Below are 22,652 nucleotides of genomic sequence, written 5' to 3'. Positions count from 1 at the left end.
GTGTTCGAGTCGGTAGCAGGGCTGCTGGCGGAACACGAGGACCTGACGCAGCAGCTGTCGGACCCCGCGCTCCACGCCGATCCGGCCCGGGCGAAGAAGGTCAACCGCCGCTTCGCCGAACTGAACCAGATCAAGTCCGCGTACGAGGCCTGGACGGCGGCGGGGGACGACCTCGCCGCCGCCCGGGAGCTCGCGCGCGAGGACCCGGCGTTCGCCGAAGAAGTCCCCGCGCTCGAGGAACAGCTCGCGGAGCGCCAGGAGCGTCTCCGCCGGCTGCTCGTCCCGCGTGACCCCGACGACGGCCGCGACGTCATCATGGAGATCAAGGGCGGCGAGGGCGGCGAGGAATCGGCGCTCTTCGCGGCCGACCTCCTGCGCATGTACTCGCACTACGCCGAGTCCAAGGGCTGGAAGATCGAGCTCCTCGAGCGCACCGAGAGCGATCTCGGCGGCTACAAGGACGTCCAGGTCGCGATCAAGTCGAACTCGTCCGACCCCGCACAGGGCGTCTGGGCGCACCTGAAGTACGAGGGCGGTGTGCACCGCGTCCAGCGTGTGCCGGCGACCGAGTCCCAGGGGCGCATCCACACCTCGACGACGGGCGTGCTCGTCTTCCCCGAGGTGGACGAGCCCGAAGAGGTCGAGATCAACCAGAACGACCTGAAGATCGACGTGTACCGGTCCTCGGGCCCCGGCGGTCAGTCGGTCAACACGACGGACTCCGCGGTCCGCATCACCCACCTGCCCACGGGCATCACGGTCGCGATGCAGAACGAGAAGTCCCAGCTGCAGAACCGAGAGGCGGGCATGCGCGTCCTGCGCGCCCGCATCCTCGCGAAGCAGCAGGAGGAGCTCGACGCGATCGCGTCGGACGCCCGTCGTTCGCAGATCCGCGGCATGGACCGGTCCGAGCGCATCCGCACGTACAACTTCCCGGAGAACCGCATCGCGGACCACCGCACCGGGTACAAGGCGTACGACCTGGACCGCGTGATGAACGGTGCGCTCGAGCCCGTCATCGAGTCCGCCATCCGAGCGGACGAAGAAGCACGCCTGGCCGCCGTCGGCGACCAGAGCTGAACCCCGGACTGGAGGCTCGGCTCCTGTCCGGCACGCACGGCGCGCATCCAGCGGATCGCCTCCTCGACGAGGCGACCGCTGCGCTCGTCGCGCACGGAGTCCCGACACCGCGCGTGGACGCGGAACTCCTGCTCGCGTGGGCGACCGACACCTCGCGCGGTGCCGTCCAGGCGCGTGCGATGACGAGCGGGGCGATCGCGGGGGAGCACGTCGAACGGTTCCGTCAGGCCGTCGCGCGACGCATGACCCGTGAGCCGCTCCAGCACATCACCGGCGAGGCGCACTTCCGCGCGCTGACCCTCGCCGTCGGTCCAGGGGTGTTCGTCCCGCGGCCCGAGACCGAGGGCGTCGTGCAGTTCGGCATCGACGCGCTCCGGGCGACGGCGGTGCCGGAGCCGATCGCCGTGGACCTGGGGTCGGGGAGCGGCGCCATCGCGATCGCCATGGACACCGAGGTGCCGAACGCGCTCGTCTACGCCGTCGAACGCTCGGCCGAGGCCCTGCCGTGGACCCGTCGCAACGTCGAGCGGTACGGCGGCACGGTCCGACTCGTCGAGGGCGACCTCGCCGACGCGTTCCCGGAGCTCGACGGGACCGTCTCGGTCGTCGTGTCGAACCCGCCGTACGTCCCCGACGACGCGATCCCGGTGGATCCGGAGGTCCGTGACCACGACCCGGCGCTCGCGCTGTACGGCGGACCGGACGGTCTCGATGCCGTCCGTGCCCTCGCCGGGACCGCCTGGCGCCTGCTCGTCCCCGGCGGCGCGCTCGTCATCGAGCACGCCGAGCCGCAGGGCGCAGCCGTGCGGGACGTCCTGGCGCGCCGGGGGTTCCGATCCCCGGAGACGCACCAGGACCTGACGGGCCGCGACCGCACGACCACCGCGACCCGCTAGGCGGACGCCCCCCGAGCCTCCCGTCCGCCTTGTCGAATCGCGCGTAGGCGACCGATTCGCGCGTAGGGGGTCAGACGTTCCGACCTCCTACGCGCGATTCGGCTTCCTAGTGCACGTGCGATGGGACAGAACGCGCGACGAAGGCGCGGACCGCCTCCCGCAGGTCGGTGTCGTGCTCCACCAGCACCGCGGAGATGCCGACGCTCCTGGCGCCCTCGATGTTCTCGGGCATGTCGTCGGCGAAGAAGGTGTCCTCCGCCCGCGCGCCGTGGTGTGCGAGCGCACGGCGGAAGACCTCGGGGTCGGGCTTCCTGGCACCGAAGTTGCTCGATGTGTCGAGGTGCTCGCCGAACAGCGGCGGCAGTGACGGTGCCCATCGGTGGATCCAGCGACCGGCGAGCGGACCGTTGTTGGTGAGGAGCGCGACACGCCCGTGTTCGCTGGCGATGCGGACCGCCTCGATGCGCTGCGGGAGCTCGGTCATCGCGGAACCGCGGATCCGCGCCCACTCCGTCTCGGGGACCTCGCACTCCATCGCGGCCGCGAACGCGGCGAGGTACGCGTCGCCGTCCGGGAAGTGTCCGGCCTCGGCACGGGACTCGTTGCCGGACAGCCACCACCGGCGGCGGAGCTCGTCGAGCTCGTGCCCGGTGAGGTCGGTCAACCCGGCCATCCGGGTCTTCCAGTCGTAGCGGACGAGGACGTCGTCCATGTCGAAGAGGAACAGGAGTCGGGGCGCTGGCGTCTCGTTCACGATGTCCTCCATTGTGTCGCACTATCATCGTCGAGTCATGGCATCCCGATACGACTGCACCGACCCCGACGGACTCCTGACCGGGATGCGGCTCGCACGTGCCGCACTCGGCCGGGGAGAACTCGTCGTCGTCCCCACCGACACCGTCTACGGCCTCGCCGCCGACGCCTTCGACGCGGCCGCCGTCCAGCGGCTCCTCGACGCGAAGGGGCGGACCCGGCAGTCGCCGCCGCCGGTCCTCATCCCCGGTCCGCCGACGCTCGACGCGCTCGCGAGCGAGGTCCCGCAGCAGGTGCGCGACCTGGTCGCCGAGTTCTGGCCGGGCGGACTGACCGTGATCCTGCACGCGCAGCCCTCGCTGGACTGGGACCTGGGGGAGACCCGCGGCACGGTCGCACTCCGTATGCCCGACTCCCGGATCGCGCTCGAGCTCCTGCAGGAGGTCGGCCCGCTCGCGGTGTCGTCGGCGAACTCGACCGGTGATCCTGCCGCGATGACGATCGACGCCGCCGAGTCGATGCTCGGCGACAGCGTGTCCGTCTACCTCGACGGCGGTTCCCTCGAACCGCACGACGGGTTCGAGGCGTCGACGGGGTCGACCATCGTCGACGCCACCGGGCTCTCCACGGGTGGCGGGCTGCGCATCGTGCGGCACGGCGTGATCCCGGACTCGGAGATCGAACGGGTCGTCGGGGCCGACCTCGTCACGTGAAGTACTACCTGCTCGCGGGGCTCATCTCCGCGGTCGTGAGCTTCCTGGTCAGCTGGCTGGTCTGGAAGCTCGGCCTGAAGTACAAGTGGTACCCGAAGGTCCGCGAACGCGACGTGCACCGCACCCCGACGCCGCGGCTGGGCGGGATCGCGATGTTCATCGGCGTGATGGTGTCGCTGCTGTGCGCGTGGTTCCTGTTCCCCGAGATCGCGGGCGTCGACTACTTCCGCCTGGTGTTCGCCGAACCCGGGCGCGTGCTGGCGGTGCTCGCCGGGGCGACGATCATCGTGGTGCTCGGTGTCGCCGACGACATCTGGGACCTCGACTGGATGACGAAGCTCGCCGGCCAGATCATCGCCGCGGGGATCCTGGCGTGGCAGGGCGTCGCGATCGTGTCGCTGCCGATCGGCAACACGCTCGGCGTCGGGTCGTCCTACATGAGCCTGATCTTCACGGTGCTCGCCGTCGTGCTGGTGATGAACGCCGTCAACTTCATCGACGGGCTCGACGGGCTCGTCGCCGGCGTCGCGATCATCGCCGGTGGGGTGTTCTTCCTCTACACGTTCTTCATCAACCGCGTGGTCGTGCAGACCGAGTTCTTCTTCAACCTGCCGTCGCTGCTGACGGCGGTCCTCGTCGGCGCGTGCTTCGGGTTCCTCATCCTGAACTGGCACCCGGCGAAGCTCTTCATGGGGGACGCCGGCGCGCTGCTCGTGGGCTTCCTGATGGCGACGAGCGCCGTGTCGATCACGGGCAACATCGATCCGGCTGCCGTGCGCACCCGGACCGACCTGCTGCCGGCGTTCATCCCGATCCTGCTGCCGTTCGCGATCCTCATCGTGCCGATCCTCGACTTCGGGCTCGCCGTCGTCCGGCGACTGAGCGCGGGGAAGTCGCCCTTCTCGGCGGACCGGAAGCACCTGCACCACCGGTTGCTCGACATGGGGCACTCGCACTTCCACGCCGTGCTGATCTTCTACGCGTGGACGGCGACCGTCGCGATCGGCTGTCTGCTCTTCCTGTTCCTGCAGTGGTGGTGGGTCGTGGCCTTCGTCGCGGTCGGGTTCACGATCTGCGCGATCGCGACGTTCGCCCCGCTCGGCCGGAAGCGAGCGGAGATCGCCGCCCAGAGCCGTGCAGGAACGGGAGCGGCCGTCGATGCCCGGCTCGACCCGCTCGACCGCGCGGCAGCCACCCGCGACATCCCGACCCCAGGAGACCCCTCGTGACCACGCCGAACGGCCTCGACCACGTCAGCCCGCTCTTCCGCCGCATCCTCGTGCAGGGGGCCGTGCTCGCGGTCGCCCTCGCCGTCGTCGGGGGAGTCGTCGGCTTCTTCGTCGCCGGCACGCCGGGGCTGGTCGGCGGACTGATCGGCGCGGTGATGAGCGTCGTGTTCTGCGGGCTCACGGCGGTGAGCGTCCTGCTGGCGATCCGGTTCTCCCGCGGGCAGATGATCTCCGGCGCCTTCTTCGGCACGATCATGGGGATGTTCCTCGTGAAGTTCGTGCTCTTCATCGTGGTGCTCGTGCTGCTGAAGGACCGGGACTGGGTGAACACGCCGGTACTCGCGATCGCGATCATCGTCGGCGTCATCGGGTCGCTCGTGATCGACGTGACGGTCATCGCCAAGGGACGTGTGCCGATCGACGTGCCCCTGCCCGGCTCTGCGGACGCTGAGAAGGACGACCCGGGCGTCTGAGAGCCCGGGAAGGCTCTCACACCTGATAGGGTTTGAGGAGTCCGCGCCCGGAGCCATGCTCGGAGCGGACGAGCCTCCACACAGTCCACCATCGCGTGCCATGACGTGCGCGCGCCGACACAGGAGACAGCGCTGCTATCCCACGCTCTTCCCCTGTCCCTCACCGCTGCGGCCAACACCGTTGCGGCGGGGAGCAGTAAGGCCGCCGAGTTCCATGGTCCGTCGATCAACGAGTTCTTCCCCGACCCGATCTTCTTCGCGGGGACGCCGTTCGAGATCGACCGGATCGTCATCATCCGCTTCATCGCGGTCGCAGTGCTGCTCGTCTTCGCGTTCGCGGGGACCCGGGCGCTCAAGCTGATCCCCAACCGCGGTCAGGCGTTCATCGAGTACGGCTTCGACGTCGTCCGCCGGAACACCTTCGACAACCTCGGTGAGAAGGACGGCAAGCGGTTCCTCCCGCTCCTGGCGACCATCTTCTTCGGCGTCCTGTTCATGAACCTGACGGGGCTCATCCCGTTCATGAACATCGCCGGCACGAGCCGCATCGCCATGCCGCTGATCCTCGCGATCGTCGCGTACGTCGCGTTCATCTACGCCGGTCTCCGCAAGCACCCGGGAACGTTCCTCCGGAACTCGCTCTTCCCGCCCGGGGTGCCGTGGTACCTGTACATCATCGTGACGCCGATCGAGCTCGTCTCGACCTTCGTCCTCCGTCCGGTCACCCTGACCCTGCGACTCCTGATGAACATGGTGGTCGGCCACCTGCTCCTGGTGCTGTTCTTCTCGGCCACCTGGTTCTTCTTCTTCGACTCGCACAGCCTGCTGGCGTTCTTCGGGATCGGCACGCTCGCGTTCGGCATCGCCTTCAGCTTCTTCGAGATCCTCGTCGCGCTGCTCCAGGCGTACGTCTTCATGCTCCTCACCGCCGTCTACATCCAGCTGGCGCTGGCAGACGAGCACTGATTCCTCACTGACCCCCTACGGGGCCGGCAACCGTCGGGCCCGCACCTCGAAAGGAAAACACGTGGACGCAACGACCGTTCTCGCGGAGATCAACGGCAACATCGCGACGGTTGGCTACGGCCTCGCTGCGATCGGCCCGGCCATCGGCGTCGGCATCGTCGTCGGCAAGACGATCGAGTCCGTCGCTCGCCAGCCCGAGCTCCAGGGCCGACTGACGACCCTCATGTACATCGGTATCGCCTTCACCGAGGCCCTGGCCTTCATCGGTATCGCCACGTACTTCATCTTCACCAACTAAGGTTCCTCGATGCAGAACGCACTCATCATCGCGGCGGAGGAGACCCACAATCCGCTGATCCCGCCGGTGTACGACATCGTGTGGTCTGCGGTGGCCTTCGTCATCATCTTCCTGGTGTTCTGGCGTGTCGTCACGCCGCGCATCACGAAGATGCTCGATGAGCGCACCGAGGCCATCGAAGGCGGCATCAAGAAGGCCGAGGCCGCTCAGGAGCAGGCTGCTGCTGCGCTCGAGGAGTACAACAAGCAGCTCGCCGACGCCCGTGCCGAGGCCTCCCGCATCCGCGAGCAGGCCCGTGCCGACGCCACGGCGATCGGCAACGAGGTCCGCGAGCAGGCTGCTGCCGACGCCGCGCGCATCACGTCGAACGCCCAGGCGCAGATCGAGGCAGAGCGCCAGAGCGCGCTCCAGTCGCTCCGCACCGAGGTCGGCTCGCTCGCACTCGACCTCGCGTCTGGTGTCATCGGCGAGTCCCTCAAGGACGACGCCAAGGCCACCGCGGTCGTCGACCGCTTCCTCGCCGACCTCGAGTCGTCGAAGGACGCGCAGGCGTCGCAGGCAGAGACGGAGCGCTGAGCATGCGGAGCGCCACTCGTTCAGCACTCTCGTCGACGCAGGCGGTCCTCGCCGAACTCGGCGGGAGCGCCGACCTGGCGACCGGTGCTGAGATCCTCGCCGCCGGGCGAGTGGTCGCCGGTTCTTCGCAGCTCCTCACGCTGCTCGCGGACCCCACGGCGGACGTCGTCGGCAAGAAGGCGGTCATCGACCGCGTCTTCGCCGGGCAGGCGACCACCACGCGGGCCGTCCTGACGGCGGTCGCCGGGGCGCGCTGGTCTTCCCAGCAGGACCTGCTCGCCGGTATCGAGGACGCGGGCATCCGCGCCGTCGCGGCCACCGCCGAACCCGGGACCTCGATCGAGGCGGAGCTCTTCGCCTTCGAGACCGCCGTCCGGTCCGACGCGGGCCTCGAGCTCGCGCTCGGCACGAAGCTCGGCAGCCCCGCTGAGAAGAGCGCGCTCGTCGAGCGGCTCATCGGCGGCAAGTCGTCGGCGCAGACGGTGACGATCCTGTCGGCACTCGTCCAGCAGCCCCGCGGCCGCCGGATCGGTGAACTGGTCCGCGATGCCTCGCGCATCGTCGCCGACCAGGCCGAGAAGGTCGTGGCGACGGTCATCACCGCGACGGCGCTGTCGGAAGCACAGGCGGCTCGTGTCGCCCGTGGGCTGTCGGCACGCTACGGCAAGGACATCATCGTCAACCACGTCGTCGACCCCAAGGTCGTCGGCGGGGTCCGGGTGCAGGTCGGCGGCGACGTCATCGACGGCACCGTGTCCACGCGCCTCGCCGACCTCCGGCTCCAGCTCGCGGGCTGAGCGTACGGTCGTACCCGACACCCCAAGTCCACAACGGGAACTGTCCTGACCGGACAGCATCACCCTCTCGGAGCCGAAGGGCCCCGGAAACCAACAAGGAAAATCCCATGGCAGACATCACCATCAGCCCCGATGAGATCCGTGATGCCCTGAAGGACTTCGTCTCGAACTACGAGCCGACGAAGGCCTCCACGGCCGAGGTCGGGCACGTCACCGACGCCGGTGACGGCATCGCCCACGTCGAAGGCCTCCCCGGCGTCATGGCCAACGAGCTCATCCGTTTCGAGGACGGCACGCTCGGCCTGGCCCAGAACCTGGACGAGGACGAGATCGGCGCAATCGTGCTCGGCGAGTTCGCCGGCGTCGAAGAGGGCCAGGAAGTCACCCGGACGGGCGAAGTCCTCTCCGCCCCCGTCGGTGACGGCTTCCTCGGTCGCGTCGTCGACCCGCTCGGCGCCCCGATCGACGGCCTCGGCGAGATCGTGGCAGAGGGCCGCCGTGCCCTCGAGCTGCAGGCGCCGGGCGTCATGTCGCGCAAGTCGGTGCACGAGCCGCTGCAGACCGGCATCAAGGCCATCGACGCGATGATCCCCGTCGGCCGTGGCCAGCGTCAGCTGATCATCGGCGACCGCCAGACCGGCAAGACGGCGATCGCGATCGACACGATCATCAACCAGAAGGCCAACTGGGAGTCCGGCGACGAGGACAAGCAGGTCCGCTGCATCTACGTCGCGATCGGTCAGAAGGGCTCGACGATCGCCTCCGTGAAGGGTGCGCTCGAGGACGCCGGCGCGATGGAGTACACCACCATCGTCGCCGCCCCGGCATCCGACCCGGCCGGCTTCAAGTACCTCGCCCCGTACACCGGCTCGGCCATCGGCCAGCACTGGATGTACCAGGGCAAGCACGTCCTCATCATCTTCGACGACCTGTCGAAGCAGGCAGAGGCCTACCGTGCGGTGTCGCTCCTCCTGCGTCGTCCGCCGGGACGCGAGGCCTACCCGGGTGACGTCTTCTACCTGCACTCCCGTCTGCTGGAGCGTTGCGCGAAGCTGTCCGACGAGCTCGGCGCCGGCTCGATGACGGGTCTCCCGATCATCGAGACCAAGGCGAACGACGTCTCGGCGTACATCCCGACCAACGTCATCTCGATCACCGACGGCCAGATCTTCCTGCAGTCGGACCTCTTCAACGCGAACCAGCGTCCGGCCGTCGACGTGGGCATCTCGGTGTCCCGTGTCGGTGGTGACGCCCAGGTGAAGTCGATCAAGAAGGTCTCCGGCACGCTGAAGCTCGAGCTGGCGCAGTACCGCTCGCTCGAGGCGTTCGCGATGTTCGCGTCCGACCTCGACCAGGCCTCGCGTCGTCAGCTGGACCGCGGTGCCCGTCTCACCGAGCTCCTCAAGCAGCCGCAGTACTCGCCGTACCCGGTCGAGGAGCAGGTCGTCTCGATCTGGGCCGGCACGAACGGCAAGCTCGACACGGTCCCCGTGCCGGACGTGCTCCGCTTCGAGTCCGAGCTGCTCGACCACCTGCGTCGCAACTCCGACGTCCTCACGACGCTGCGCGAGACCAACCAGCTCAGCGACGAGACCGTCGCCGAGATGTCGAAGCAGATCGACGAGTTCTCGAAGAGCTTCCAGACGAGCGACGGCAAGACGCTCGGGTCCGAGCAGTTCGACGCCGCCGACGCCGAGGACGTGGACCAGGAGCAGATCGTCAAGGGTCGTCGCTAGATGGCAGCGCAGGTCCGGGTCTACCGACAGCGAATCAAGTCGGCGAAGACCACGAAGAAGGTCACTCGCGCGATGGAGCTGATCTCGGCGTCGCGGATCCAGAAGGCACAGGCCCGCATGGCCGCGTCCGGCCCGTACTCGCGGGCCGTGACGCGGGCGGTGTCGGCCGTGGCGACGTTCTCGAACGTCGACCACGTGCTGACCACCGAGCCGGAGTCGTCGACGCGTGCGGCCGTGGTGCTGTTCACCTCGGACCGTGGCCTCAACGGTGCGTTCAGCACGAACGTCCTCAAGCAGGGCGAGGAGCTCGCCTCCCTGCTCCGCAGCGAGGGCAAGGACGTCGTGTACTACCTGGTCGGGCGCAAGTCCGTCGGGTACTTCGCGTTCCGTGAGCGCCCCTCCGAGCAGCAGTGGGTCGGCAACACCGACCAGCCCGAGTTCTCGACGGCGAAGGAGATCGGCGACGCGGTCGTGTCGAAGTTCCTCCAGGACACGGCAGAGGGCGGCGTGGACGAGATCCACATCGTGTTCAACCGCTTCCTCAGCCTCGCGACCCAGGAGCCGCAGGTCGTTCGCCTGCTCCCGCTCGAGGTCGTCGAGGGTGTCGAGGAGCCGACGGACAACGAGCCGCTCCCGCTGTACGAGTTCGAGCCGGACGCCGATGCGGTGCTCGACTCGCTGCTCCCGGTCTACATCGAGAGCCGCATCTTCAACGCCATGCTCCAGTCGGCTGCCTCCGAGCACGCCGCCAGGCAGAAGGCGATGAAGGCGGCCAGTGACAACGCCGACTCGCTGATCCGTGACTTCACCCGTCTCGCGAACAACGCACGCCAGGCCGAGATCACCCAGCAGATCTCCGAGATCGTCGGCGGCGCCGACGCCCTCTCGTCGAAGAAGAAGTAGTCCGCGTCGTTCGCGGACAGATACCCACCCTCAGGAAGGCACCAGCCATGACCGACACCGCAACCACCGCGGTCGAGACGTCGTCGGCGCCCGGTGTCGGCCGGATCGCCCGTGTCACGGGTCCCGTCGTCGACATCGAGTTCCCGCACGACGCAATCCCGGAGATGTACAACCTCCTGTTCACGACCATCACCATCGGTGACTCGTCGCAGGAGATCGGCCTCGAGGTCGCGCAGCACCTCGGCGACGACCTCGTCCGTGCCATCTCCCTGAAGCCGACCGACGGCCTCGTCCGTGGTCAGGAGGTCCGTGACTCGGGCGCCCCGATCTCGGTCCCCGTCGGCGACGTCACCAAGGGCAAGGTCTTCGACGTGCTGGGCAACGTGCTCAACACCGACGAGAAGCTCGAGATCACCGAGCGCTGGCCGATCCACCGCAAGGCCCCCGCGTTCGACCAGCTCGAGTCCAAGACCTCGATGTTCGAGACCGGCATCAAGTCGATCGACCTCCTCACCCCGTACGTCCAGGGTGGCAAGATCGGTCTGTTCGGTGGTGCCGGTGTCGGCAAGACCGTCCTCATCCAGGAGATGATCCAGCGCGTCGCGCAGGACCACGGTGGTGTGTCGGTGTTCGCCGGTGTCGGTGAGCGCACCCGTGAGGGCAACGACCTCATCGGTGAGATGGAAGAGGCGGGTGTCTTCGACAAGACGGCCCTCGTGTTCGGCCAGATGGACGAGCCGCCGGGAACGCGTCTGCGCGTCGCCCTGTCGGCGCTGACGATGGCGGAGTACTTCCGCGACGTCCAGAAGCAGGACGTGCTCCTCTTCATCGACAACATCTTCCGCTTCACGCAGGCCGGCTCCGAGGTCTCCACGCTGCTCGGCCGCATGCCGTCCGCGGTGGGCTACCAGCCGAACCTCGCTGATGAGATGGGTGTGCTCCAGGAGCGCATCACCTCGACGCGTGGTCACTCGATCACCTCGCTGCAGGCGATCTACGTCCCGGCCGACGACTACACCGACCCGGCGCCGGCGACCACGTTCGCGCACCTCGACGCCACGACCGAGCTCTCCCGTGAGATCGCGTCGCAGGGCCTCTACCCCGCGATCGACCCGCTGACCTCCACGTCGCGGATCATGGACCCCCGGTACCTGGGCGCCGACCACTACCAGACGGCGACCCGCGTCAAGCAGATCCTCCAGAAGAACAAGGAACTGCAGGAGATCATCGCCATCCTCGGTGTCGACGAGCTCTCCGAAGAGGACAAGATCACGGTCGAGCGCGCTCGTCGTATCCAGCAGTTCCTCTCGCAGAACACGTACATGGCGAAGAAGTTCACCGGTGTCGAGGGCTCCACGGTCCCGCTCAAGGACACGATCGAGTCCTTCCGCGCCATCGCCGACGGCGAGTTCGACCACGTGGCCACGCAGGCCTTCTTCAACGTCGGTGGCATCAACGACGTCGAAGAGAAGTGGGCGCAGATCCAGAAGGAGAACCGCTGACATGGCGGGTCTCACCGTGAGTGTCGTCTCGGCGGACCGCGAGGTCTGGACGGGCGACACCACCATGGTCGTCGCACGCACGACAGAAGGCCAGATCGGCATCCTGGCGGGTCACGAGCCGATGCTCGCGATCCTCGCCCAGGGCCAGGTCCGCATCACGCGGGCCGACGGCTCGACCGTCGCGGTCGACGCTGAGGACGGGTTCCTCTCCGTCGAGCACGACACGGTCACGATCGTGGCGCGGCAGGCCGCGCTGGCCTCCTGACCGGACTGACCGTCCTCCTCCCGCCTTCGGAGACGAAGCGGGAGGGCGGGGACACGGGAACCACCCTCGACCTGGGTGGTCTCTCGTTCCCGGAACTGACCCGAGAGCGGGCCGCGGTGATCGCCGCGGCCCGCTCCGTCAGTTCCGAGGAGTCCACCGCGCGGACGGCGCTCAAGCTCGGACCGAAGTCGATCGCCGAGCGGTTCCGGAACCTCTCGCTGGACACGTCGCCGACGCTGCCGGCGATCGAGCGGTACACCGGGGTGCTCTACGACCCGCTGGACGTCCCGTCGGCCTCTGCGGAGGTCCGTTCCTGGTGGTACCGGCACGTGGTCGTCCAGTCCGCGATGTTCGGGCCGATCGGTGCGGGGGACCGGATCCCGGCCTACCGGTTGTCGCACGATTCGCGCCTCGGGTCGTTGCGCCTCGCGTCGCACTGGCCCGCAGTCGCGACCGCAGCGTTGTCCGTGAGGAGCGGGGGACTGGTCCTGGACCTGCGCTCGGAGGGCTACCGCGCGCTCGGTCCGGTCGACGGCGCCGTGGCCCTGCGGGTCGTGAGCGTCGACGGCAGCGGCCGCCGGAAGGCGCTGAACCACTGGAACAAGACCGCGAAGGGGCGACTGGTGTCGTTGCTGGCCCGGACCGGTGCGTCGATCGAGTCGATGGACGACCTCGTCGCGTGGGCGACGTCCGTGGGCGTGCTGGTGGAGCGTTCGGAGACGGGGTGGGACCTGGTCGCCGAGAGCCTGGAGCCGGCCTCCGTCTGATCGGCGGCCGTTCCTCCACAGGCGCCCCGTCCGTCGCGGTCACCACGGACTCGCCTCCGTCACCGCTCTGGAGGCGCGGTGCGCGTTTCGATGGACGCATGAACCTCGACGTCGCACGATCGTCCAGCTCCCCGTTCGTCCGTTACCCGCGCGAGATCGCGGCAGCCGTGACCCTGCCGGTCGCCGCCGCCGCGCTCGTCGCGCCCGGCACCGCGCTCCTCGACACCGCCGGCCGGTCGGCCGTCGCGACCGCGTGCGCCGCACTCGCGACCCGGATGGCCCTGATGCGGTTCATCGCTGCCGCATCCGGACCGGACCTGCGGGCGGTCCGTCCGTTCGATCCCTTCACGGATCCGACCCCGCCGGCGTTCCACGGCCGCGGCCCGGCCCCGTCGCGCGACCGCATCCGGACCGCTGGCGCACGGTGCACCGCGGTCTGGCACGGCTGGAAGCAGCAGGGCTCACCTCGTGACGAACGTCGGGGCGTCGCGGGAGCGGTCGCGCTCGGCGCCTGGTGCTCATGGGCGATCGGTGCGTTGACGGAGGCCGAGGTCCGAGCCGGGTACGCGCTCGACGTGGTGCCGGACGACGCGTTGGCGCTCGTCGTCCATCGATCGGCCCGGGCCGGTGCGCGCCCGGAGTGGTGGGGGTGACGGGGCGTGCACCGGATCGTCTACGGTTGTGAGACCGCACCGCTGGCAGGACGCAGGGAGGCACCACGTGCACGACGACGCCGATGACGTCGAGGACACGGTGATCCGTCCTCGGTCGCGGCCACTCGGCTCCGCTCGCGCGCAGGACGCGATCGACGACACGGTCCTCCGGGTCCCCTCGGGTGCTGGGTCGCACGGATCGGACCTGCTCGACGACGGCCCGCTCGGGGACACCGTCATCCGTGCGCCGCGCACTGCGCCGGACCCGTCGACGGTCCCCGAGGACACGGTTCTCGGAACGCCTCGGACTGCACCATCCACGCGGCCGACGGCCTCCCAGCCGGACGCGCCCCCGAGCCTCCCTGCCGTCCCGGAACCGCCACGCACCCGCGTGCCGTCGATCCGCGTCGGCGGACGCGTCATCCGACTCGACCACCCGGTGGTGATCGGCCGGCGTCCCGCGTTGCCGCGTGTCGTCCGTGGGCCGGCGCCCGAACTCGTGACCGTGCCGTCGCCGCTCGGACAGGTGTCGTCGTCCCACCTGCTCGTGCACGCCGAGGGCGAAGCCGCGGTGGTGGACGACCTGCGCTCGACCAACGGGACCGTCGTCCGGCCCGCCGGCTCGGCGCCGTACCGGATGTCGTCGGGTGCGTCGATCGTCGCGCTGACGGGTACGGTAGTCGAGATCGGGGACGGCATCGCGGTGGAGATCCTCTCGCCGCACCTCCGGCTCACGCCAGGGGCCGTCGGTGTCCCGCCGTCGCTCCACCAGCCTCCGACCCATCAGACCGGCACGCCCCGAACCCCCAGAGAGCGATCCTGAAACGTGACCGAACTCGGCCGAGCAGCCGCCGCCCACGCCATCGACGTCCCCGGAACGGACGGCGCCACCCTGACGCTCTCGTGGGGAGCCGCGACCGACGTCGGTCGTCGCCGAGACCACAACGAGGACAGCTACATCGTCGAAGCACCGTTCTTCGTCGTCGCGGACGGCATGGGTGGACACCTCGCCGGTGACCGCGCGAGCGACGCCGTGGTCCGTCGCCTCGGTGACTCGGTCGACGGGCCGTTCGGGACCCGACAGTCGATCCAGCGCGCGCTCCTGCTCGCCACGGCGGACATCGAGCGTGCGGCGGGCGGCAACGCGATCGGTGCCGGCACCACCGTGACCGGACTCGCGCTCGTCGCGTCGAACGGGCAGCCGGCAGCGCTCGTCTTCAACGTGGGCGACTCGCGCACCTACCGGGTCGACGACGGCGTCCTCCGTCGGATCACGGTCGACCACTCGGTCGTGCAGGAGATGGTCGACGCGGGTGTGCTGCGGGCAGAGGACGCCGAAGCGCACCCGGACAGCAACGTCATCACCCGCGCGGTCGGCTTCGGTGAACCGCCGGAGCCGGACTGGTGGACGTTGCCGCTCCGCACCGGCGACCGGTACATCGTGTGCTCGGACGGTCTGACGAAGGAGATCGGCGACGCGGTCATCGGCCGCATCGCCGCGAAGGTCGCCGACCCGCAGGAGCTCGCCGAGCGCCTGGTGGGCGATGCCCTCATCGCAGGTGGTCGCGACAACGTCACCGTCGTGGTCCTCCAGGTGGAGGACGCACCGCAGGACGGCGACCTCGAGGACACGCTGCCTCGCCACTGACGTCCCCCGAATTGGGGGCAGCGGATGGAATCCCGTACTCTGGTGTGCGGAATTCCGGCCGGCTCGTTTCCGTAGACTGAAGGGCCGAGGGGACGATCGGCTGCGGCCGGGGAGGAGAGGGTGCCATGGCGCGACGGCTGCCGTCCACCCCTCCCGTGATCGCCGGGTTCAGCCCGGTGCACGTCCTCGGCTCCGGCGGCTTCGCCGACGTGTTCCTCTACGAGCAGGACATGCCGCGGCGCCAGGTCGCGGTGAAGGTCCTGCTCGACGAAGTCGTCGACGACCGGGTCCGGCAGATGTTCCAGGCCGAGGCGAACCTGATGGCTCGGCTGAGCACGCACCCGTCCATCCTCACCGTGTTCCAGGCGAGCGTCGCGGCTGACGGACGTCCGTACCTCGTGATGGAACTCTGCTCGTCGTCGCTCAGCGAGCGCTACCGACGCGAGCCGATCCCGGTCTCCGAGGTCCTGTCGATCGGGGTCCGCATCGGTTCCGCGCTCGAGACGGCGCACCGTGAAGGCGTGCTGCACCGCGACATCAAGCCGTCCAACATCCTGCTCACCGCGTACGGCAACCCCGTGCTGTCCGACTTCGGCATCGCGGCGACCATCGGTGAGTCGGATCCCGACGAGCCGATCGGCATGTCCATCCCGTGGTCGGCGCCAGAGGTCCTCATCGACGAGTCCCGCGGGACCATCCAGTCCGAGGTGTACTCCCTCGCGGCGACGGTCTTCTCGCTCCTCGCCGGGCGCAGCCCGTTCGAGGTCCCCGGCGGCAAGAACGGTGCCGCCGACCTGATGGCGCGCGTGGACAAGGGCGGTGTGAAGCCGTCCGGTCGCACGGACGTGCCGCCGTCGCTCGAGCGACTGCTGGCGACGGCGATGTCCCGCAAGGTCCAGCAGCGTCCGGCCACCGTGATGGAACTCGTCCGCGGGTTCCAGCAGGTCCAGGCCGAGCTCGGCATCCCGCAGACTGCTGCCGACGTCGCGGTCGAGGCATGGGCCGTCGCCACGCCCACGCCGGAGGGTGACCGCACGATGATCCGGGAGCTCCAGCCGCCGAGCCGGGTCGGTCGTCGGCGCCGGACGCGTCGCCCGGTGCAGGGCGGTGTGGCGGCCACCGGTTCGCGGAGCGTCGGCACCGTCCACCGGACCGGCTCGGTCACCCGGGCCCGACGTCGATCCCGCCGAACCGTGATCTGGGCGTCCTCGGTCGCGGCTGCGGTCGTGGTCGCCCTCGCCGTGACCTCCTTCGTCCTCGTGACACGCGTCGGTTCCGGGGCGATCCCCACGGTCTCCGACGTCCGCGCGTCGACCGCCGGTCAGTCCGTCACGTTCCGCTGGAGCGACCCAGGACTCCGGAACGGCGACACCTACGTGATCTCCTCGAACGGCGCGTCGAGCCAGCAGTCGGGCACGTCGTTCGTCGTCTCCGGCAGCAAGGGCGACGAGGAGTGCATCTCGGTCGCGGTGAACCGCGACGGCAAGACCGGCGTCGCGAGTGCCGAACGGTGCGCCACGATCGGCGGTGGATCGTGATCCGGCGGCTCATCGCACAACACCGGTCCGCCGCGATCACCGTCGGCGCGTCCGTGGTCGTCGCTGCGCTCGTCGCCGGGGCCGCCGTCGTCTCGAGCGGGTACCACACGCAGCGGGTCGCGCTCGGGGACGGCACCGTCTGGGTGCCCTCGTCGCAGTACGGGGCGGTCGGCCGCGCGAACACCGCGGTCCTGCAGCTGAACACCGCGGTGGAGTCGTCCACGGACGCGCTCTCCGTGCTGCAGAGCGGATCGATGGTCTACAGCGTCGACGAGACCAAGGGCACGGTCGCCAAGGTCGACGTCGCGGACGCGACGATCGGTGACCCGGTCACGCTGCCCTCCGGGTCACCGCAGGTGTTCTTCTCGGGATCGACCGCGGTCATCGGCAACCAGGAGACCGGTGAGGTCTGGTCCACGCCGGCCAAGGAGCTCGCCGATTTCGACGCATCGACCAAGGCGGATCTGACGCTCGGCGCGGACGCGGTGTTCGACGCGTCGGACGAGCACGTCGCGGTGTACTCGCCGCGGACCGGGACGGCGTCCCTCGTCGAGGTCGGCTCGACCCTGTCCGTCGCGAAGCGCTGGACCGTGCGGATGGACCGCAAGGACGACTTCCAGGTCGCGGCGTTCGGCTCCCACATGGCGGTGCTCGACCAGACGACCGGCGCGCTCTCGGTCGACGGCGACACGGTCGACCTCGGCGACCGGGTCGGTGGGTCCCCGGCTCTCCAGCGGTCCTCGGCCGACGGGGACTCGGTGGTCGTCGCCGGTGCCGCGGGTCTCGTCCGCGTCACGCCGTCGGGCGCAGCGACCACCACCGCCCTGGCGGTGTCGGGACGCGCGGCCCGACCCTACGTCGACGGCAACTGCACGTTCGGGGCGTGGAGCGGCGGGCAGGCGATCGACACGTGCGCCGGCCGCGCGCTGCAGCAGCTCGACCGGGTGCCCGGCGGTGCCGCCCTCCAGATCGTCCACAACGCCGACACCGTCGTCGCCAACGACCCGGCGACCGGGCGCTCCTGGGCGATCGACCGCAGCGGTCAGCTCATCGACAACTGGTCCGACCTGATCAAGCGGGACGACGACCAGCAGCAGGAGCAGATCTCGGACGACAACCCCGAGGTCGACAAGGACCAGAAGCCGCCGGTCGCCGTGGACGACGACCTGGGAGCCCGTCCGGGACGCACCACGAGCCTCCCGGTCCTGCTCAACGACTACGACCCCAACGGCGACCCGATCATCGTCAGCGAGGTCGGGTCCGTCGACCAGGCCGCTGGGAAGGTCGCGATCGTCGACGACGGGCAGCGGCTGCAGATCGCCCTGTCGGACAGCGCGTCCGGGACCGTGACGTTCCCGTACACGATCACCGACGGCAACGGCGGCTCGGCCACCGCGACCGTCCGGGTCAGCGTGCGACCCGAGTCCGAGAACGACGCGCCCAGGCAGGTCAGGGACACCACGGCCGACGTGGTCCAGAGCGGGCACGTGTCGAGCAACGTGCTCGGCGACTGGGTCGACCCCGACGGCGACCCGGTGTACCTGAAGTCGGCGACCGCGACGGACGGGGACGAGGTCTCGACGACGCCGGACGGCCTGCTCGACTTCCGCAACAAGAGCGGTCGCACCGGCGACCGCAGCGTCCAGCTCGTGGTGAGTGACGGTCGCGCGGACGGCCGTGGATCCCTCACCGTGCACGTCGCCGCGCAGGGGAGCGTGCCGCTCCGGGCAGACGCGTTCCCGGTGAAGGGCTACGCGGGCAAGTCCTTCACGGTGAACCCGCTCGAGCACGTGCGGGGCGGCAACGGGAGCATCACGCTGACGAGTGTCTCGTCGGCGAGCGGCGTGACGATCACCCCGAGCTACGACGCCGGGACCTTCCGGGTGCAGAGCGACGCAGTGGGGGACCACCAGGTCGAGTACACCGTGACGGACGGTACGAAGACGTCCAGCGGGATCGTCCGCATGACGATCGCGGCACCGCCGGACGCCTCGACCGCGCCGATCACGACCCCGAAGACCGTCTTCGTCAACACGCTGTCGACGAAGGACACCGACGTCACCGCCACCGACATCGATCCGGCGGGCGGGGTCCTCCTCGTCACGGCGCTCGACGGACCCGCGCGGGGTTCCGGCGTGCAGGCGAGCATCCTCGACCAGCACACGATCAGGACGACCCTGTCGGCACCGCTCGACGGACCGGTGACCTTCACCTACACCGAGACGAACGGCTTGGCGTCGTCGCCCGGCACCGTCACGGTCGTCGAGATCCCGAAGCCGGACCGGATCCAGCCGCCCGTGGCGCAGCCGGACACCGCGACGGTCCGGGTCGGGGACGTCGCGAACATCGACGTCCTCGCGAACGACACCCAGCCGGAGGGCGAGCCGCTGACCCTGCAGCCGGACCTCGTGCAGAACGTCCCCGGCGACGGCGGGCTGCTCTTCGCCTCCGGCGACCACCTCCGGTACCTCGCGCCGAAGACCCCTGGCAACTACACGGCGGTGTACCGCGTCGCCGGCCCGGACGGACAGTCCGCGGACGCCGCGGTCTCGATCTCGGTCCGTGAGAAGGACAGTGCCACCAACAACCCGCCGGTGCCACAGACGGTCACGGCTCGTGTCGTCGCGGGCCAGGCGGTCAGCATCTCCGTGCCGCTGAACGGCATCGACCCGGACGGCGACTCCGTGCAGCTGGTCGGGGTGGCGTCGAACCCCGACAAGGGTTCGGTCAGCGACATCGGTTCCGACTCCCTGACCTACGAGGCCGGGGACTACTCGGCCGGCACCGACGAGTTCACCTACACGGTCGTCGACGCGCTGGGCGCTCGCGCCACGGGCACCATCCGCGTCGGCATCGCACCGCGGGCCGAACAGGCGTCGAACCCGGTGGCCGAGGCGGACCACGTGACGATCCGGCCGGGCGGCTCCGTGACGGTTCGCGTGCTCCAGAACGACTCGGACCCCGAGGGCGGCGACCTCACCGTCTCCAAGGCCGAGCCGACTGCCAAAGACGTCACCGCGAAGGTCCTGCGGAAGCAGGAGATCCGCGTCACCCCGCCGAAGACCGCGAAGAGCGGAGACTTCGCGGTGCTCTACACGGCGTCGAACGAGAGCGGCGGCGCGAGCACGGCGTTCCTCACGGTCACCGTGGACAAGGACGCGCGCCCGCTCCGTCCCGAGGTCGACGACACCACGCTCGACCTGCAGGACATCCTGCACCGGCAGAGCGTGACCGTCGACGTGCTGAAGAACGTGTTCTTCGCCGAGGGGTCGACGTCGTCCCTGACCGTCGGTGTGGTGGACGGCTACGGCGACACCGCCCGCACCACGACCGACGGTCGGATCTCCGTTCGGCTCACGAACGACTCGCAGGTCATCCCGTTCTCGGTCGCCCGGCAGGACCACCCGGACATCGTGTCGTACGGGTTCATCCACGTCCCGGGGTTCGACGACGCCCTCCCGCAGGTCAACCGGTCAGCAGGCGCGATCACGGTGAAGAGCGAGTCGACCATCAGGATCCCGCTGTCGAAGTACGTCGTGACCGCGAACGGGCAGACCGCCAAGATCACCGACCCCGGCACGGTCAAGGCCACACACGCGAACGGCGACGACCTCACCGTCGACTCGTCCACGTTGCAGTTCACGTCGGCGAAGCTGTACTACGGCAACGCGTCGATCTCGTTCGAGGTCACCGACGGCTCGAACGCCAACGGCGGCAAGGGGCGGGTCGCGACCCTGGTCCTCCCCGTGAAGGTCACGCCGCGCTCGAACCAGCCGCCCGCGTTCACCGGGTCCTCGATCGAGATGCAGCCGGGCGACTCCCGGACGCTCGACCTCACGCGGCTGACGGACTACCCGTACCCGAAGGACCTGCCCGAGCTGCAGTACTCCGTCGTCAGCCAGCCGGCCTCCGGGACCACAGCCACGATCTCCGGCCAGCGACTGACGATCAAGGTCGCGGACTCCGCGCAGAAGAACACCTCGGCGACGATCGGCGTCGGCGTCGCCGATGCCGCGAACGCCGGCCGGTCCGGCCTCGTGACCGTCGGGATCGTCGCGTCAACCCGGCCACTCGTGCAGCCGGGGGCGGACAGCGCCGTCGCGAAGCGCGGATCGTCGACGACGATCGACGTCCTCGCGAACGACCAACCGACCAACCCGTTCCCGAACGAACGCCTGCGGGTGGTGAACATCCGCGGGCTCGCCGGCGGGCTGCCCTCCGGCGTCACAATCACCCCGAGTGCCGACAAGTCACGGCTCCAGGTGTCCGTCTCGGGCACCGCCAAGCCCGTGAACACCAACCTGCAGTACCAGGTCGCCGACGCGACGAACGACCCCGACCGGTACGTCTGGGGCGACGTCACGATCTCGGTGCAGGACGTCCCGGACGCCCCCGGTACCCCGACACGCACCGGGTCGTACGACGGCGGGCAGATCACGCTCACCTGGTCGGCGCCGCAGGCGAACAACTCGGCCATCACGGGGTACCGGGTCACCGGGACGAACGGCGTGTCGAAGGACTGCGGGACCTCCACCGTCTGCACGCTCACTGATCTCGACCCGAGCGCGTCCTACCGGTTCTCGGTCACCGCGGTGAACGCCGTCGGGACGTCCGATCCGTCGCCGCAGTCGGCGCCGATGAGCGCGGACTTCGTCCCCGCTCCACCGGACGGCATGAAGGCGGAGGCGAACACTTCGACGCCCAACCGGCTCGACCTGTCGTGGAATGCCGTCCCGCGTCCCGGGCGAGGAACCGCCGTCGATGACTACGTGGTCACGATCGACGGTCCGGGCACCTCCGCCAGCAAGAGCGTCGGGACGGCGACGTCGACGTCGTTCGACGGGCTGACGAGCGGTGGCAAGTACACGTTCACCGTGTCTGCGCGCAACAACGCCGGCCGGGACGGCAGCCCCGTGCAGTGGAACAGCGCGAGCACCTCAGGCGTCGCCGTCGGCCAGCCCGGAGCTCCTGGCCCCGTCAGCGCAACCGCGAAGGCGAACGCCAACCAGTACGGAAAGTCACCGGTCACGATCACCTGGTCGTCGGCCGATCCCGCAGGCGGGAGCTCGGTGAGCTACTCCGTCTATCGCATCGACTCCGGCAACCCGCCCTGCACGTCCCTGAACGGGTCGTCGCTGGGTTCGACGAGTCCGGTGGTCGACGATCAGCCGAGCAACGGCGCCCAGCGGTATGCGGTCGTGTCCAACAACGGCCTGTTCTGCAACGCCGCGTACGTCACGGCCACGACGTTCGACCGTTCCACCAGCACGGACCCGGCGACCGTGGACGTCTCGCAGTCCGGCGCGAACTCGTGGAACGCCGTCGTGACCGCGCCGTCGACGAGCGCACATCACTACAAGCTCGACACCGGGAACGGCAGCACCGTCGACCTGGCACCCGGGCAGTCCTACTCCTACGTGCCAGGCGGCAGCTACAACGTCCCGACCTCGTTCGCGCTCTATGCGTGCGGTGGTCCGGGCGACACGTTCTGTGCAGCCGAGCAGAATCGGTTCGACGGCACAGCGGTCGCGCTGAACACCGCGGTGTCCGTCTCGAGCGCTGTGTCGGGGAGTCCGATCGTGGTCAGTGGACCTGCCCTCGGCACCGGCATGACGGTGAAGTACGTGGCGCACTGGTACCTCACCGATGACACTTCCGGAGACGGCATCGAGCAGAGCTGGAACGGCGATCAGACGGCACCCAGTCCTCCTGCACTCGCCCAGTTCGTCCGCGTCTCTGCGAAGGTCTCCTGGAGTGGAACCGCCATCTCCGAGGAAGGCGCCAAGTCCGACCCGGTTGCGGTCACTGCGCCTCCGGCGAACGAACAACCGACCCCCTGACCCACGACACCCACCGAGG

At 69.4% G+C, this 22,652-nt stretch carries 20 protein-coding genes; 19 read left to right on the top strand and 1 reads right to left on the bottom strand.

Annotated elements, in window-relative coordinates; translation table 11 throughout:
• Together prfA and prmC are read left to right on the top strand one after the other, a co-directional pair.
• Positions 1-1,080: a peptide chain release factor 1 gene (prfA, locus tag ACIPJ2_RS11335; protein ID WP_281264754.1), complete on the top strand. Its 1,080-nt coding sequence runs from the start codon at positions 1-3 to the stop codon at positions 1,078-1,080.
• 23 nt (positions 1,081-1,103) lie between these two features.
• Positions 1,104-1,976: a peptide chain release factor N(5)-glutamine methyltransferase gene (gene prmC / locus ACIPJ2_RS11330; protein ID WP_402728991.1), complete on the top strand. Its 873-nt coding sequence runs from the start codon at positions 1,104-1,106 to the stop codon at positions 1,974-1,976.
• A 106-nt stretch (positions 1,977-2,082) separates the two neighbouring features.
• Here the strand turns inward: prmC and ACIPJ2_RS11325 are convergent, their stop codons facing one another.
• The gene (locus ACIPJ2_RS11325; protein ID WP_402728882.1) at positions 2,083-2,730 is read right to left on the bottom strand and encodes an HAD-IA family hydrolase; all 648 of its coding nucleotides are present in this window, start codon (positions 2,728-2,730) and stop codon (positions 2,083-2,085) included.
• 37 nt (positions 2,731-2,767) lie between these two features.
• Between ACIPJ2_RS11325 and ACIPJ2_RS11320 the strand changes: the two genes are divergently transcribed.
• The 17 genes from ACIPJ2_RS11320 to ACIPJ2_RS11240 all read left to right on the top strand — a co-directional run bounded on the left by ACIPJ2_RS11320 (position 2,768) and on the right by ACIPJ2_RS11240 (position 22,633).
• Positions 2,768-3,442, top strand: a complete 675-nt coding sequence (locus ACIPJ2_RS11320; RefSeq protein ID WP_281264752.1) for an L-threonylcarbamoyladenylate synthase — start codon at positions 2,768-2,770, stop codon at positions 3,440-3,442.
• Complete coding sequence (locus ACIPJ2_RS11315; RefSeq protein WP_281264751.1) at positions 3,439-4,671, top strand: MraY family glycosyltransferase; 1,233 nt, start codon at positions 3,439-3,441, stop codon at positions 4,669-4,671. Before ACIPJ2_RS11320 ends, ACIPJ2_RS11315 begins: the two co-directional genes overlap by 4 nt.
• Positions 4,668-5,144 (top strand): hypothetical protein, encoded by a 477-nt coding sequence (locus tag ACIPJ2_RS11310; RefSeq protein ID WP_402728881.1) that lies wholly within the window; start codon positions 4,668-4,670, stop codon positions 5,142-5,144. Before ACIPJ2_RS11315 ends, ACIPJ2_RS11310 begins: the two co-directional genes overlap by 4 nt.
• Before the next feature lie 105 nt (positions 5,145-5,249).
• A complete protein-coding gene (gene atpB, locus ACIPJ2_RS11305) occupies positions 5,250-6,110 on the top strand; it encodes a F0F1 ATP synthase subunit A (protein WP_402728880.1) in 861 nt (286 codons plus the stop codon).
• Between the two features lie 61 nt (positions 6,111-6,171).
• Positions 6,172-6,408 carry an ATP synthase F0 subunit C gene (atpE, locus tag ACIPJ2_RS11300; RefSeq protein ID WP_027465781.1) on the top strand — a complete coding sequence of 79 codons (237 nt, stop codon included), beginning with the start codon at positions 6,172-6,174 and terminating at the stop codon, positions 6,406-6,408.
• A gap of 9 nt (positions 6,409-6,417) precedes the next feature.
• Positions 6,418-6,984: a F0F1 ATP synthase subunit B gene (locus ACIPJ2_RS11295; RefSeq protein ID WP_281264748.1), complete on the top strand. Its 567-nt coding sequence runs from the start codon at positions 6,418-6,420 to the stop codon at positions 6,982-6,984.
• A 2-nt stretch (positions 6,985-6,986) separates the two neighbouring features.
• Entirely contained in the window at positions 6,987-7,781 is a 795-nt protein-coding gene (locus tag ACIPJ2_RS11290; protein WP_402728879.1) for a F0F1 ATP synthase subunit delta, read from the top strand.
• A 107-nt stretch (positions 7,782-7,888) separates the two neighbouring features.
• Positions 7,889-9,517 (top strand): F0F1 ATP synthase subunit alpha, encoded by a 1,629-nt coding sequence (atpA, locus tag ACIPJ2_RS11285; RefSeq protein WP_281264746.1) that lies wholly within the window; start codon positions 7,889-7,891, stop codon positions 9,515-9,517.
• Positions 9,518-10,420, top strand: a complete 903-nt coding sequence (locus tag ACIPJ2_RS11280) for a F0F1 ATP synthase subunit gamma (protein WP_281264745.1) — start codon at positions 9,518-9,520, stop codon at positions 10,418-10,420.
• A 47-nt stretch (positions 10,421-10,467) separates the two neighbouring features.
• Entirely contained in the window at positions 10,468-11,922 is a 1,455-nt protein-coding gene (atpD, locus tag ACIPJ2_RS11275) for a F0F1 ATP synthase subunit beta (RefSeq protein ID WP_144765305.1), read from the top strand.
• Position 11,923: 1 nt separating this feature from the next.
• Entirely contained in the window at positions 11,924-12,187 is a 264-nt protein-coding gene (locus ACIPJ2_RS11270) for a F0F1 ATP synthase subunit epsilon (protein WP_056124084.1), read from the top strand.
• Positions 12,184-12,954, top strand: coding sequence for a YaaA family protein (locus tag ACIPJ2_RS11265; protein WP_402728990.1), 771 nt, complete (start codon positions 12,184-12,186; stop codon positions 12,952-12,954). Before ACIPJ2_RS11270 ends, ACIPJ2_RS11265 begins: the two co-directional genes overlap by 4 nt.
• A gap of 98 nt (positions 12,955-13,052) precedes the next feature.
• Positions 13,053-13,607 carry a hypothetical protein gene (locus ACIPJ2_RS11260; RefSeq protein ID WP_402728878.1) on the top strand — a complete coding sequence of 185 codons (555 nt, stop codon included), beginning with the start codon at positions 13,053-13,055 and terminating at the stop codon, positions 13,605-13,607.
• A gap of 67 nt (positions 13,608-13,674) precedes the next feature.
• Positions 13,675-14,430, top strand: a complete 756-nt coding sequence (locus tag ACIPJ2_RS11255; protein WP_402728877.1) for an FHA domain-containing protein — start codon at positions 13,675-13,677, stop codon at positions 14,428-14,430.
• A 3-nt stretch (positions 14,431-14,433) separates the two neighbouring features.
• Entirely contained in the window at positions 14,434-15,255 is an 822-nt protein-coding gene (locus ACIPJ2_RS11250) for a PP2C family serine/threonine-protein phosphatase (RefSeq protein ID WP_281264742.1), read from the top strand.
• Between the two features lie 125 nt (positions 15,256-15,380).
• A complete protein-coding gene (locus ACIPJ2_RS11245) occupies positions 15,381-16,793 on the top strand; it encodes a serine/threonine-protein kinase (protein ID WP_402728876.1) in 1,413 nt (470 codons plus the stop codon).
• Entirely contained in the window at positions 16,790-22,633 is a 5,844-nt protein-coding gene (locus tag ACIPJ2_RS11240; RefSeq protein WP_402728875.1) for an Ig-like domain-containing protein, read from the top strand. The genes ACIPJ2_RS11245 and ACIPJ2_RS11240 overlap by 4 nt, the downstream gene beginning before the upstream one ends.
• Positions 22,634-22,652: the final 19 nt, after the last annotated feature.

This window comes from Curtobacterium sp. NPDC090217 (assembly GCF_044746705.1).
Classification (GTDB): Bacteria; Actinomycetota; Actinomycetes; order Actinomycetales; family Microbacteriaceae; genus Curtobacterium.
Note: the sequence above shows the minus strand (reverse complement) of the source record. Positions and strands in the feature narration are given on the sequence as shown.